The organism is Neobacillus sp. D3-1R, assembly GCF_052180215.1.
Classification (GTDB): Bacteria; Bacillota; Bacilli; order Bacillales; family Cytobacillaceae; genus Pseudoneobacillus.
This window is the reverse complement of record NZ_CP197471.1, coordinates 3,048,466-3,060,537: the sequence shown is the minus strand read 5'-3', so window position 1 is coordinate 3,060,537 and position 12,072 is coordinate 3,048,466. Positions and strand designations below refer to the sequence as shown.

Genomic DNA, 12,072 nt, shown 5'->3' with positions numbered 1-12,072 from the left:
ATGAAAATGAAAATGATGAATGGCCTTTTATTTGTTGTTCTGTATTCTCTTCTCTTTTTATTATCTGGTTGCAACACAGAAAAAAACGAGGCCATTACACATAGTACTTCCAAAATTCATTCAGTCAATAGCCAGAAATTGAGTCCACCTACATCCTTTTATTCAGGATATCAGCTTCCTATTTTATCATCCTCTAAAGAAATGAATAAGGCAGTTGGATGGCTTAACAACAATGAAATCATGTATTTGTCAGAGAATCAAGAGAGAACAGACATTTTCCGGTATGATTTAACATCTGGAGATAGTAAACGGTTGTTCCAAAGTGAATACCCTGTTATATCAGCCATCATAAGTCCGGATAAAAATTACATCCTTATTCATAGTTCTCCATCTACTTATAATGGATTAGTAACGGTTATAGATAGGGATGGTAAGGTAATATTATCAAAGGAATTTCCATCCTTTGAAATGTCATTCGAATGGAATAAATACCATTCAAAACAATTATTAATTACTGCTTTTAAAGAGGATTGGAGTTTTCAATCCTATATTTTAAATGTTGAAAATATGGATATAAAACAATTGGAATTACGAAAACCTTTTGGGAAATGGACGGGAGAAAATAAAATAGCTTTTTTGGATTGGAATGAGAATGAAATTTCCTTACTTGCCCCTTTAGTACAAAAGGAATTAGATAAGGATGAAGTATTACTAAAAGATCATATTTTTTATTTCGATGCCTTTTTAAACACCATAATTACTATTTATGCCTCTCCTGATACGAGTGAAGCACAATATACCTTTTATTCAAATGAAATGAAGGAACTTGCTACATACGATTTTCCGATTTTAACTAGCTATTCTGGTTGGGTAGTCCCAAATTATGAATTATTAAAAGATGAACAAACCTTTCTTACAATGGTCCCTTATAAAAGCACAGAAGCAGATTCATACCACGATGGTTTCCAGCTACTATCAGTTAATATTAAAAAAAATCAAACTGAGGTTATTTTAGAACATACTAATAATTTGCCTTTTACATGCGCACCTAATGGTCAGAATTGTTTAATTGGGTTTCAACTGGAAAATCTTCTTCAACTGAAAAACAAAACCTTCACCTCTCTATTTCAAGAATAGACAAGTAAAAAGGACTGCGTTATTCGCAGTCCTTTTTTTAGCTTTAAAATTAATGTGCTGTAGGAAAACCGTGATGTAAAACAGTCATGATAGTAAACCATCCAAATACTAAAAAGGATCCCCCACCAAAAACTATTCCAAGCAAGTTCTTATTTTTTAAAGCTGAAAAAGCTCCGTATCCAGCAAGGATAGTAACTAGAGCAAAGATTATAACCAGACCCACGATGATTGCCCCCTTTAATAAGAAAAATAAAGCGGTTACTCCGCAATTTAAATAAAAATACTTTATGTAAATCATCTTTTTACATTCAACTATCATTTTATATTTTTTTTTAGTATTTGTCGAGGTGTAAAAAATGATACTTTTATGTCTTTTAAAGTGTAAGGTGGTTTTTTTTATTTAATACTGTAAAATAGTAATTGCAACTTTTTATTTTTGAGGTGATAGAATGAAATGGTTTCGACTACCATTAGGACCGCTGCAAACCAATTGTTACATACTTACAGAAGATGATGGTTCCTGTTTAATTGTTGATCCTGGTGAGGAAGGAAAAAAATTGCATAACTGGTTGAACACAAAGAAGGTCACACCTAAAGCAATTCTTTTAACTCATGCTCACTTCGATCATATCGGTGCAGTTGATTACATAAGAGATGCTTTTCATATTCCTGTTTATATTCATACTAAAGAATCAAAATGGTTAGGGGACCCCGCTTTAAACGGTTCTCAATACTTTATGAATAATCAAGCGATTAGAGTTAAAAATGCTGATATACTTCTTACGAAAGAGGAAACCCTTCAAATTGGCGCCTTTCAATTAAATGTATTGGAGACACCGGGTCATTCTCCAGGAAGCGTATCTTATTTTTTTGAAAAAGAAAAAATTGTTGTTTCTGGAGATGCATTGTTCCATCAAGGTATTGGAAGAACAGACTTATATGGAGGAAACCATGAGCAATTACTACAAAGTATACATAAAAAATTGCTAACCCTACCAGAAGACACTCTCGTTCTTTCAGGTCATGGCCAAGAAACAATTATTGAGGATGAAATGGATTCAAATCCGTTTTTAAATGGGTTTTAGGAATAAGACAAAATAGAAAAGCCCTTCTCAAAAGAGAAGGGCTTTTCTAGGGGATGTTCTATTCATAATAATGGGAGGGGATATAGTTAAGCTACTATCTTAACAATATAATAAAGTAAACACTATGTCAATGATGGAAAATAGAAAAAAGGGGATAATATGCAGAATTTTCTAATCGAAAAAATTACTCAAAAAACGAACCAGCTTATTACCTATGCTGAATTTATGGAATGGGCATTATATCATCCGACGATGGGTTATTATATGCGTGAAGAAATAAAAATTGGCACATCAGGAGATTTTATCACCACGAGTAATGTTGCTGATATTTTTGGTTCTATTTTTTCAAAATGGTTTATAAAACGAGTAGAAAGTAATGGGATTACAGCAAAAGTATGTGAAATAGGTGCAGGAAATGGTCGATTTGCTAAAGCGTTTATTGAAACGTGGAATAGACTTACGAATCTTCCATTAACCTATTATATTGTCGAAACGAGCCCTTATCATCGTTCCTTGCAAAGAGAAATTTTACCGATTGACCAAACTGTATTTCAAGTAGAGAAAATTTCAGACCTTTCTCCTTTTAATGGCTTAGTCTTTTCAAATGAATTTTTTGATGCGCTTCCCGTTCATGTTATTGAAATGAAAGATGGGCAAATACATGAAGTCATGATTGGGTCGGATGGAACTCAATTTTTTGAACAACTAGTTCCTTTATCTGATTTAAAAATTCAAGCTTTCCTAAATGAGTATCAACTTACTTTACAGGAGAAACAACGAATTGAAGTACCCTTATTGATGGAACACGTTTTAGAAGAGATTTCAGCTGTTATGGAAGAAGGAATAGTGGCAACAATAGATTATGGCTATACGAAGGAAGAATGGAAGGACCCTGCTAGACGGGAGGGAAGTCTGAGAGGTTATTATAAGCATCAAATGATAACCAATGTCCTTAAACATCCGGGTGAGATGGATATTACTAGCCATATTCATTTTGATTGGTTAATTCAAAAGGGGGAAGAACTAGGGCTTCACTTTCTTTTAAAGCAAAGACAGGATGAGTTTTTACTTGCTGCTGGTATTTTAAATGAGTTAGAGCAGCATTATGATCCCAATCCATTCTCAGAAAAAAGTAAGCGAAATCGGGCCATTCGCAGTTTAATTATGGAGGGGATGAGTTCCTTCTTTCATGTGGTTTTTCAAGAAAAAGGTACAAATGTGACTAAGGAAAATTTATTCTGAAAAAACAAAAAAACGGTGGAATATCCACCGTTTTTTTGTTTTTAGTGCCCAGCACCAGGTACCATCATAAAAGTAGTCCAATACGTAAATCCAGCAAAGAATACCGTTAGATAAGCACCGAAAACGTAAATATACATACGCTCAGATAGTTTTAAGTAGCTTAACAGCAGGAAGAATCCTGTTTGACCTAAAAATATTAAGGATGTTGTATGCATATGACCTAAAAAGAACATAACTGTAAAGATCCCAGTCCAGAAGCTAAGTACTCTGAACATACCTTCCATATGTATCCCTCCTTTTTACCTTCATGTCCATCATTATCATATTATAAAGATAGTATTTCAAAAAGTAAATAACTGATTCTGTCTACTTTGCAACAAGTGCTTGATAAGAACAGCTTTCACATCCAGTAGTCATGTTTGTGTTCTCAATAAGTTCAACTGAATGAAATAATGCTTCAAACATTCCTTTTAGGAATTCGTGGTGCATGGAACACACTGTTTCAGAGTGTTCAACGGCAACCTCTTTAAAAGGACAATTAAAAATTTTGAAATAAATTTTTGTTTGATCTCCATTAACATCAAATTCTGGATAAAAGCCTGCTAAAGTTGCCGCACTTTTTAATATGTTTAACTTTTGTTCAAAATTTAATTCACTACCGCTTTGACCTTTTCTTGAAAGTTCTTGTTCTACTATTTCTAGGCCAAATCGTTTCCCTGTAAGAAACAGTGCTTTTCTTCCTTCTTCGCCAAGAGACAACATCGTTTCAATGGCAACCTTAGACAAGAGCATGTAGTCGCGGTATGGAAAGTGAAGCTGGATGACATCGTCAGACAATCGGTATAGTCTGCTAGGTCTTCCGCCTTTACCCGTTTTTTTGGTTTCGGAAGCAAGCATATTAACATCTTCAAGTTTGGTTAAGTGAAGTCTAGCTACGTTTGGGTGAATATTAAAATTATCTGCCACTTCCTGGACAGTTACTTCTTGATGTCTTTTTGTAATGTATTGATAAATATAATAGCGCGTTGGATCAGATAAAACATTTGTTATTTTTAGTGTTTGTTCCATCTCATTTCACCTCGGACCCATAATTTCCTTTATTATAATACAGTTACAGATACCTGGGAATGAGGTTAACAATATAAACACTATATGTTTAGAAAATGTTCACAAATCTAAATGATGTTTGTCATAAAATGTTCACAAATAATCATTTTTAGGTAGAGGGTAGAGTAGGATATTGTCGAATTATTTACATATACCAAGAAAGGTGGTGTTTTATATTAGCAAAAGCTCAATAGAACAGTTGGCAGATCGAATCGTTTTGGATGCTGTACGAAATCAAGCCTCTGATATCCACATTATCCCTCGGCAATTGGATACTCTAATTCAGCTTCGAATGAATAATAATATTGTCCCGCGTCTCTATTTACCAAAGGATGAATGTGATCGTCTTATCTCTCATTTTAAGTTTAGGGCTAATATGGATATCGGAGAAAAAAGGCGACCTCAAAGTGGAGCCTTTGTAAGTTATGTAAATAATAGGGCCATTAGTCTCCGACTTTCTACTCTACCTTCTTATAATAGTGAAAGCCTCGTTATTCGTTTATTACCTCAGCAAGAGCAAATTCCTATATATCAATTATCCCTTTTCCCAAATATAACGAGAAAGCTATTAGCCCTATTAAAACATGCACATGGCTTAATTATCTTCACTGGTCCTACTGGCAGTGGAAAAACCTCAACTCTTTATTCATTAATAAACGAAACTTCTCATTTATTTCACCGAAATATTATTACATTGGAAGATCCGATTGAAAAAAATTACGACGGTGTCCTGCAAGTTCAAGTAAATGAAAAAGCAGGAATAACGTATGCAACGGGTCTAAAAGCTATTTTGAGACATGACCCCGATATTATAATGGTTGGAGAAATAAGAGATGCTGAAACGGCTCAAATTGCCGTTCGAGCTGCTTTAACAGGGCACTTAGTATTATCTACGATGCATACGAGAGATGCACAAGGAGCTATATATCGGCTCCATGAGTTTGGAGTAAACTGGTTAGAGGTGGAACAAACCATTGTAGCTGTAACGGCACAGAGGCTGGTTGAACTTACTTGTCCGTTTTGTCAAAAAGACTGTACTCCTTTTTGTCATTCATATGGGAGATGGAAAAGAGCAAGTGTGTTTGAAATACTTACCGGGAAAAACTTAAATGGAATTCTAAGAGAAGCTAAGGGCGAACAAGCATCCGTTAAATATCAAACACTAAAAGATGTAATTCGAAAAGGGATTGCACTAGGCTACATAAAAGAAAGTGAATATGAACGTTGGGTAAGTGACAATGATGAGTAAAAAATGGTCTTTGCTAGAACAAGGTCAATTTCTTAAAAAAACTGGTGAGCTGTTAGCAAGAGGATATTCGTATTCTGAAGCAGTTGAATCCCTTCTTTATCAATTGCCTGTCTGTAGGCATCATGAGTTAGAAATAGGTCTGGAAAAACTTAAATCTGGGCAGCCCTTATATACGGTATTTGCTGATTTGAAATTTCAAAAAGACTTAATCGGATATATTTACTTTGCTAACAAGCATGGTGATATGATTGAGGCCCTTTCAGAAGGGAGTAAAATGATTTTAAATAAAAACAGTAATTATCAAAAATTAAGGAAGGCTTTATTTTATCCAATCTTCTTATTTATGATGACCATTATCCTTTTTTTCTTCGTGCAAAAAACACTTCTTCCTCAATATTTTAATTTATACGATTCGATGGACTTGAAAATGAACGTATTTACAAAAATTATTGCCGCAACGGGAACATTACTGCCACAAATTTCAATTTATTTCCTCATTTTTCATGTGATTCTTCTTCTCAGTTATTTTTTATTTTTCACGAAACTACCTATTCTCAAACAAAGACTAATATTATTGAAAATGCCAGTTCTGGGTAAATTGTTGAGGTTAATTCAAACTCAATATTTTTCGTTGCAATTGGGCTATTTACTTTCAGGAGGTTTATCAGTTTATGAAGCTTTACAGCTTTTTGAAAGTGCCCCTCGAAATGTATTTTATAAAAATATTGGTAAAGTAATCACGGAAAAACTCAAGCAGGGAAGTAATCTCCCTGAAATTATTATGAATATGAATGTATTTGAAAAAGAACTTCCTATTGTTTTGCTCCATGGACAGTCCAATGGAAAAATAGATAAAGAATTGCTATTTTTTAGCCAAAATTGCCTGATGAAATTAGAAGAAAAAATAGAAAAAGGCATTAAGCTCCTTCAGCCAATTTTATATGGTGTAGTGGGGATTTTGGTGGTTTCAATGTATCTATCGGTCATGCTGCCGATGTTTCGTATGCTAGATGGATTATAACAAGGGAGAGATTATGTTGAAAAATGAAAAAGGGTTTACACTAATTGAAATGATGATTGTTTTAATGATTATTTCTATTCTTCTAATGATCACCATTCCTAATGTCACAAAAAATAATAAAATGATCAATAGTAAAGGTTGTGATGCTTACATAAGTATGGTCCAAGCACAAGTTCAAGCATTTGAAGTGGATAATGATAAGCTGCCAACTACTATACAGGAATTAATAAATGAGAAGTATATCAAAGAGGGGACATCATCGTGTGGAAAGGATAAGCAATTAACGATCGATGCGGATGGAATGGTCGTTCTTGAAGATAAACCAGCCTCTGAAACAACGGCTCCGTAGTTAGTATGGATAATAAAGGATTTACCCTCATAGAATCATTAATCGTTTTTTCAATGGTTGCTATCATATCAACAGGTACATTATTCTTCTTTAAACCCCACCAATTATTCTTTGAAAAAAAATTATTTCTATCTCAACTTCTTTCAGACTTTTATATAGCTCAACAATACGCGATTTCCCACCAACGCGAAATTACAGTCTCGATTATCCCTGAGCAACAGTACTATTATATTCGGGAGCGGTATGATTCTCCAATCATTATTGAGAGAAATTATTCGGAAAGAATCAAAATAAAACCTGGTTCACTTCCCTTGTCATTTAAATTTCTACCGAATGGTAATGCTAGTCAGATTGGGGTCTTCTATATCCGAATTGGAGATAAGTCTTATCAATTTACCATGCAATTAGGGAAGGGACGTTTTTATATTGTGGATGCATAAAGGTTTTTTTATGGCAGATTTATTACTTTCTATGTCTGCATGGATGCTTATAAGTGTAACGGTCTTACCTATAGGAGTGGAATTTACAAGGAAATATATCGATGAAAGGGAAAAGTTTGAGGCACTTGTCATCTTAAATGAGAAATTACATGAGATTTTGGTGGATGGTGAGATACAACCACAGCAAACTATTACGAGAAACGGGAAACAATATATGTTTATTCCAAAAATCGATACAAAGGAGGTTTGTATTGAATTTGAAGATATTTATAAAAATAAAAAGACAGTCTGTGAATTTCTGGAGTAACGGTTTTACCTTAGTAGAGGCGATGTTAGGATTAGCAGCTTTTTGTATGATGGCAGCCTTTCTCCCGCTGAGCATCCAAGTTATCGACAGGGAAAACGATTCCGTGACACGATTACAGGCAATGGAGTGGGAGATATTTTCAAGTCAAGTCAAAAAGGAAATTCGTATGAGTGAAAAAATTGATGCAATGTCAAATAGATTACTATTAACAAAAGACTCGGATTTAATATCCTATGAACAATATGGAACAAAGTTAAGAAGAAGAGTAAATGGAACTGGAAATGAAGTTCTTTTACAAAATGTTAATCAAGTTCAATTTGAAAAAATGAAAAATGGTGTGCTTATCAAAGTAGAGGATATTTGGAATAAAAGCTATTCATTTTCGGTACAAGCCTTCATTCAAATAGGAAATTAGAATGAAAAATAATCAAAATGGTTTAACCTACCCTATAGTGTTAATGGTTGCTATTCTATTCTTTTCATTTCTTGTATATCAAATGCAATTCTACCTCTCGGAAAAACAGCTCCATCATGAAACCGAGATTATACTAAAGCAAGAATACTATTTGCATTTAGCAGTTAAGAAAGTGGAAGAAGGGCTTAATCATAATTCTATTTTAATTGGATCAGGTCAATTTACCTTTAAAAAAGGGAGTGTGGTTTATAAAGTAGAATCTTATTCTACTTCCTTACTAAGAATAAATTTTACAGTTAAACTTAATACCTTAGAAGAAGCGGTTGGTATTGGCTATTATGACAAAACTAAAAAGATAATGATAAAATGGATAGAAAAAAACTAGGTGAAAAAATGAAGGCTATTTATTTAATAGGATTTATGGGTTCTGGAAAAACAACGGTAGGCAGGGCATTAAGTGAGACCTTAGGGTTTCCGGTCTATGACACTGATGAAGAAATTATGGGGCTTACAGGCGAATCCATTTCTGCCATATTCGAGCACAAAGGGGAACAGTATTTCCGTTCACTTGAAAAAGAAGTATTAAAAAAGTTACCTCAGTTAGATGCTATTATTACTACTGGAGGTGGCATTATCTTAAGTGAGGTTAATCGGGAATGGATGAAAGAATTTGGAGAAGTTATCTTCTTATACGCATCTCCTGAGGAAACGATGTGTCGTCTTGAAGGTGACGAAACCCGTCCATTACTACAAAGCAATAAAAAGGAAAAAGTGAATAAAATGCTTGATGATAGACTCCCGTTGTATTTAGAAGCTGCCAGTATAAAGGTGGATACAACAGGGAAATCCATTACGGAAATAGTAGAGGCAATCAAGCAAAGATTGAAATTTGAATAATTGGACATACTTCTATAAGGGAAGGTGAGTGTCCATGAAAACAAATGATTATGTTAAATATCTTACACAGACAGTTGTAAAATATATTGATCAACCAAAAGAAGATCGAAAAAGGGTCAAACTTGCAAAAAAAGAGGAAAAGGAACCATTCCTAGTAAAGTGGTTTGGTATTCTCCCGTACCTGTTTTATTATAATAAGAGGAAAAAAAAGCGTTAAAGGAGCAGTCAATGGTGCTGCTCCTTTTCTTTGTAATAGTATTTTTATTAAATCGCCTTTTCTGTTAAATAAAACAATCCGCCATTTATAATGGAAATCTTGACCTTAGGTTCATATTGCTCTTGTAAGGCTTGTTTTTCAATCTCATAACTTTCGCTTTTTTCCTCTTCCTCTTCATAAAAATGATCCAATAAACTTAAATCTTTTTCCCATCTATTGATGGCTTCACTAGCCCAGGTATGATCCTCCTTTTCTATCTGTTGTCTAAAATAATTTTCGATTCGTGAAACCCCGCTCCTAGGCATCACGAGTGGAGATAGGGTATAGGAATAATCCGGAATCTTTGGGGTAAGCGGCATCTTTAATAATCTTTCATGAAAACCTTCAATCATTTGTCCGTTAATGAGCTGAAGACCAATGGATTGAAAGATATCACGTTTCCTGTCACACTGGTAAGATATTTTTACATTTAGCCCAAGCCATGGCAATAAGGGTATATGTTGTTGTTGGTTGATTTGATGATTTTCATAAAGGCGAATATATCCTGCTAGTTTTTTAGTTGATTCAAAAATCTGATGCAGGCGAGGTGAACCGAAGTGGATTAATTCACCTTGAATATGATCTGGTGCTAACTTTCGATCGGTAATAAAGGTTAGTTTCATCGGATTTGGAATTCCACCCGTTTTTTCAAGATAGTGCCAATAAAAGGGTCGATTCATTAACTCTTTATCTAATTCAATGGTTAATTGAACTATTAGGTATCCTGGTCCATTTTCGACAATCTCACAGTGATTGGATTGGAAATATTTAATTAAAAATTTATGAATTTCCTGTTGCTGCATGGTTTTCTCCTCCTCTCATTTCTTCAGCAAACTGAATCATGGCACTTAGGTTATCCATTTTGATTCTCATTTCACCTTCGGAGCTGGATTGTCCAAAAATATCAATTAAATGATCCTCGATATTACCGAATTCTAATCTTGTTAAAATATCATCAAGGTCACCGATGACCTTTTCGAAAAGTTCAATTTTTTCATATAGAAGTTTTAAGACATGTTCTTCAACAGTGTTCATCGTTGCGAAATTATAGATGTTAACATCCTTTTCTTGGCCGAGACGATGGATACGACCGATTCGTTGTTCTAAACGCATAGGGTTCCATGGTAAATCAAAATTAATAATATGATGACAGAATTGAAGATTAATACCTTCTCCACCTGCTTCTGTCGCAATAAGTACTTGGGCATGTTTTTGGAAAAGCTCTCTCATCCAATCCTTTTTCCCTCTTTTAAAGCCTCCCCGAAAGGGTACAGAACTAATTCCATGCTGCTTTAAAAACCATTGTAAATACAGCTGTGTAGCGCGATATTCAGTGAAAATAATTACTTTATCATTGATTTGTTGGATTAATTCAAGCGCTTTATTAGCCTTAGAATTGGTCGTTACCTGTTCAACCTTTTTTATTAGTACTTGAATTTGGTCTTCAAAGAATTTAGATGGATTTTCTTTACGCTGAAGCATATTTTTTAACGTATAAAAAACAGCTTCACGGCTGCTACAAGCCTCTCTTTGTAAAGTCATAACCGAAAATTGACTAGAACCTAACCAATCACTTTCGTTTTTAAGATTTGTCACAGCATCATACAATTCTCTTTCTTCCTTCGAAAATTCAATAGGAATAGTTTGGACTTTTCGTTTTGTCCATTCAATGCCCGTATCATTTCTTCTATTTCGAATCATGACTTTATTTACTAGCTCTTTTAAATGCTCATCATCATTTAATGACCGAGAATCTTTTTTATATTTTTCATAGAAGACAGACTCATTTCCAAGATGGCCTGGTTTCAATAAAGAGACTAAATTAAAGATTTCTTCAATACGATTCTGGATTGGTGTTGCGGTTAATAACAGACAAAACTTCTTCTTTAAATTTTGAACAAATTCATAGTTTTTTGTTTTATTGTTCTTAAGTTTATGGGCTTCATCAATAATGATCAAATCATAATCTTGTTTATAAATGATATCCCTATGAGGGTTACGCTTAGCAGTATCGATGGAGGAAACTACTACATCGGCTTGTTCCCAAATATAACTTTTTCTTTGTGTCATGGCAGGAATATAAAACTTCGTATTTAATTCTATGGCCCACTGTGTTACTAGGGATGCAGGAACGAGAATGAGTACTTTTTTAACAAGTCCACGTATCATATATTCTTTTAAAATAAGTCCTGCCTCTATTGTTTTCCCCAAACCTACTTCATCGGCAAGAATAGCTTTTCCATTCATATTCTCTATTACTTGTTTGGCAACCTCTAATTGGTGTGGAAGAGGGGTTAAGCTTGATAAGTGTTTAGGAGCTTGTAAACCTTCAAATTCTGGAATGACTAAATGGTTTTCGACTTCAATTGCTAGTTTATATAGTTCCCAATTTCCCCAGGGTCCGTCATTATCCATGCGATTCAAAAATTCGTCTTGCCAGGATATATCGAAATCTATTTGCACGGTCATGTTTTTTCAGCTCCTTTTATAGCTCAATAGATTAGTTTTTATATTTTGTGTGACTATGTATTTTTGTATGAAATATTGTTACAAATATAGGAACAATA

At 34.1% G+C, this 12,072-nt stretch carries 17 protein-coding genes; 12 read left to right on the top strand and 5 right to left on the bottom strand.

Going from position 1 to position 12,072, the window contains the following annotated elements; genetic code table 11:
• On the top strand, window positions 1-1,137 hold the full coding sequence (locus ACSBPO_RS15750) for a hypothetical protein (RefSeq protein ID WP_442594904.1): 1,137 nt from the start codon (window positions 1-3) through the stop codon (window positions 1,135-1,137).
• 49 nt (window positions 1,138-1,186) lie between these two features.
• Here ACSBPO_RS15750 and ACSBPO_RS15745 read toward each other — a convergent pair whose 3' ends face one another.
• Window positions 1,187-1,360, bottom strand: a complete 174-nt coding sequence (locus ACSBPO_RS15745; protein ID WP_442594902.1) for a DUF2759 domain-containing protein — start codon at window positions 1,358-1,360, stop codon at window positions 1,187-1,189.
• A gap of 226 nt (window positions 1,361-1,586) precedes the next feature.
• Here ACSBPO_RS15745 and ACSBPO_RS15740 point away from each other — a divergent pair, with 226 nt between their 5' ends.
• Together ACSBPO_RS15740 and ACSBPO_RS15735 are read left to right on the top strand one after the other, a co-directional pair.
• Window positions 1,587-2,222 carry an MBL fold metallo-hydrolase gene (locus ACSBPO_RS15740; RefSeq protein ID WP_442594900.1) on the top strand — a complete coding sequence of 212 codons (636 nt, stop codon included), beginning with the start codon at window positions 1,587-1,589 and terminating at the stop codon, window positions 2,220-2,222.
• 159 nt (window positions 2,223-2,381) lie between these two features.
• Window positions 2,382-3,464 carry a class I SAM-dependent methyltransferase gene (locus tag ACSBPO_RS15735; RefSeq protein ID WP_442594898.1) on the top strand — a complete coding sequence of 361 codons (1,083 nt, stop codon included), beginning with the start codon at window positions 2,382-2,384 and terminating at the stop codon, window positions 3,462-3,464.
• A 41-nt stretch (window positions 3,465-3,505) separates the two neighbouring features.
• Here the strand turns inward: ACSBPO_RS15735 and ACSBPO_RS15730 are convergent, their stop codons facing one another.
• Window positions 3,506-3,748, bottom strand: a complete 243-nt coding sequence (locus tag ACSBPO_RS15730; RefSeq protein ID WP_442594896.1) for a DUF2626 domain-containing protein — start codon at window positions 3,746-3,748, stop codon at window positions 3,506-3,508.
• Between the two features lie 82 nt (window positions 3,749-3,830).
• Complete coding sequence (locus ACSBPO_RS15725) at window positions 3,831-4,532, bottom strand: helix-turn-helix transcriptional regulator (protein WP_442594894.1); 702 nt, start codon at window positions 4,530-4,532, stop codon at window positions 3,831-3,833.
• Window positions 4,533-4,704: 172 nt separating this feature from the next.
• On the opposite strand from ACSBPO_RS15725, the gene comGA reads away from it, so the two are divergent.
• From comGA to ACSBPO_RS15680, 9 genes are read left to right on the top strand one after another with little or no spacing between them, the layout of a single operon-like run.
• Window positions 4,705-5,820, top strand: coding sequence for a competence type IV pilus ATPase ComGA (gene comGA, locus ACSBPO_RS15720; protein WP_442594892.1), 1,116 nt, complete (start codon window positions 4,705-4,707; stop codon window positions 5,818-5,820).
• Entirely contained in the window at window positions 5,810-6,841 is a 1,032-nt protein-coding gene (comGB, locus tag ACSBPO_RS15715; RefSeq protein WP_442594890.1) for a competence type IV pilus assembly protein ComGB, read from the top strand. Before comGA ends, comGB begins: the two co-directional genes overlap by 11 nt.
• Window positions 6,842-6,854: 13 nt before the next feature.
• Complete coding sequence (gene comGC / locus ACSBPO_RS15710; protein ID WP_442594888.1) at window positions 6,855-7,190, top strand: competence type IV pilus major pilin ComGC; 336 nt, start codon at window positions 6,855-6,857, stop codon at window positions 7,188-7,190.
• Window positions 7,191-7,195: 5 nt separating this feature from the next.
• The gene (comGD, locus tag ACSBPO_RS15705) at window positions 7,196-7,630 is read left to right on the top strand and encodes a competence type IV pilus minor pilin ComGD (protein ID WP_442594886.1); all 435 of its coding nucleotides are present in this window, start codon (window positions 7,196-7,198) and stop codon (window positions 7,628-7,630) included.
• 10 nt (window positions 7,631-7,640) lie between these two features.
• Window positions 7,641-7,937, top strand: a complete 297-nt coding sequence (locus ACSBPO_RS15700) for a hypothetical protein (protein ID WP_442594884.1) — start codon at window positions 7,641-7,643, stop codon at window positions 7,935-7,937.
• Window positions 7,882-8,352 (top strand): competence type IV pilus minor pilin ComGF, encoded by a 471-nt coding sequence (gene comGF / locus ACSBPO_RS15695; RefSeq protein ID WP_442594882.1) that lies wholly within the window; start codon window positions 7,882-7,884, stop codon window positions 8,350-8,352. The genes ACSBPO_RS15700 and comGF overlap by 56 nt, the downstream gene beginning before the upstream one ends.
• A gap of 1 nt (window position 8,353) precedes the next feature.
• Window positions 8,354-8,737, top strand: coding sequence for a competence type IV pilus minor pilin ComGG (gene comGG / locus ACSBPO_RS15690; RefSeq protein WP_442594880.1), 384 nt, complete (start codon window positions 8,354-8,356; stop codon window positions 8,735-8,737).
• Entirely contained in the window at window positions 8,719-9,249 is a 531-nt protein-coding gene (locus ACSBPO_RS15685; protein ID WP_442594878.1) for a shikimate kinase, read from the top strand. The genes comGG and ACSBPO_RS15685 overlap by 19 nt, the downstream gene beginning before the upstream one ends.
• A 34-nt stretch (window positions 9,250-9,283) precedes the next feature.
• Window positions 9,284-9,466, top strand: a complete 183-nt coding sequence (locus ACSBPO_RS15680; protein ID WP_442594876.1) for a YqzE family protein — start codon at window positions 9,284-9,286, stop codon at window positions 9,464-9,466.
• Window positions 9,467-9,513: 47 nt separating this feature from the next.
• On the opposite strand, the gene ACSBPO_RS15675 is transcribed toward ACSBPO_RS15680, so the two are convergent.
• Window positions 9,514-10,308: a YqhG family protein gene (locus ACSBPO_RS15675; protein WP_442594874.1), complete on the bottom strand. Its 795-nt coding sequence runs from the start codon at window positions 10,306-10,308 to the stop codon at window positions 9,514-9,516.
• On the bottom strand, window positions 10,286-11,974 hold the full coding sequence (locus ACSBPO_RS15670; RefSeq protein WP_442594872.1) for a DEAD/DEAH box helicase: 1,689 nt from the start codon (window positions 11,972-11,974) through the stop codon (window positions 10,286-10,288). Before ACSBPO_RS15670 ends, ACSBPO_RS15675 begins: the two co-directional genes overlap by 23 nt.
• Between the last annotated feature and the right edge of the window lie 98 nt (window positions 11,975-12,072).

Coding starts and splice junctions, on each gene's coding strand:
- ACSBPO_RS15750 (WP_442594904.1), top strand. CDS start 1: ATGAAAATGAAAATGATGAATGGCCTTTTATTTGTTGTTCTGTATTCT.
- ACSBPO_RS15740 (WP_442594900.1), top strand. CDS start 1,587: ATGAAATGGTTTCGACTACCATTAGGACCGCTGCAAACCAATTGTTAC.
- ACSBPO_RS15735 (WP_442594898.1), top strand. CDS start 2,382: ATGCAGAATTTTCTAATCGAAAAAATTACTCAAAAAACGAACCAGCTT.
- ACSBPO_RS15730 (WP_442594896.1), bottom strand. CDS start 3,748: ATGGAAGGTATGTTCAGAGTACTTAGCTTCTGGACTGGGATCTTTACA.
- ACSBPO_RS15725 (WP_442594894.1), bottom strand. CDS start 4,532: ATGGAACAAACACTAAAAATAACAAATGTTTTATCTGATCCAACGCGC.
- comGB (WP_442594890.1), top strand. CDS start 5,810: ATGATGAGTAAAAAATGGTCTTTGCTAGAACAAGGTCAATTTCTTAAA.
- comGC (WP_442594888.1), top strand. CDS start 6,855: ATGTTGAAAAATGAAAAAGGGTTTACACTAATTGAAATGATGATTGTT.
- comGD (WP_442594886.1), top strand. CDS start 7,196: ATGGATAATAAAGGATTTACCCTCATAGAATCATTAATCGTTTTTTCA.
- ACSBPO_RS15700 (WP_442594884.1), top strand. CDS start 7,641: ATGGCAGATTTATTACTTTCTATGTCTGCATGGATGCTTATAAGTGTA.
- comGG (WP_442594880.1), top strand. CDS start 8,354: ATGAAAAATAATCAAAATGGTTTAACCTACCCTATAGTGTTAATGGTT.
- ACSBPO_RS15685 (WP_442594878.1), top strand. CDS start 8,719: ATGGATAGAAAAAAACTAGGTGAAAAAATGAAGGCTATTTATTTAATA.
- ACSBPO_RS15680 (WP_442594876.1), top strand. CDS start 9,284: ATGAAAACAAATGATTATGTTAAATATCTTACACAGACAGTTGTAAAA.
- ACSBPO_RS15675 (WP_442594874.1), bottom strand. CDS start 10,308: ATGCAGCAACAGGAAATTCATAAATTTTTAATTAAATATTTCCAATCC.
- ACSBPO_RS15670 (WP_442594872.1), bottom strand. CDS start 11,974: ATGACCGTGCAAATAGATTTCGATATATCCTGGCAAGACGAATTTTTG.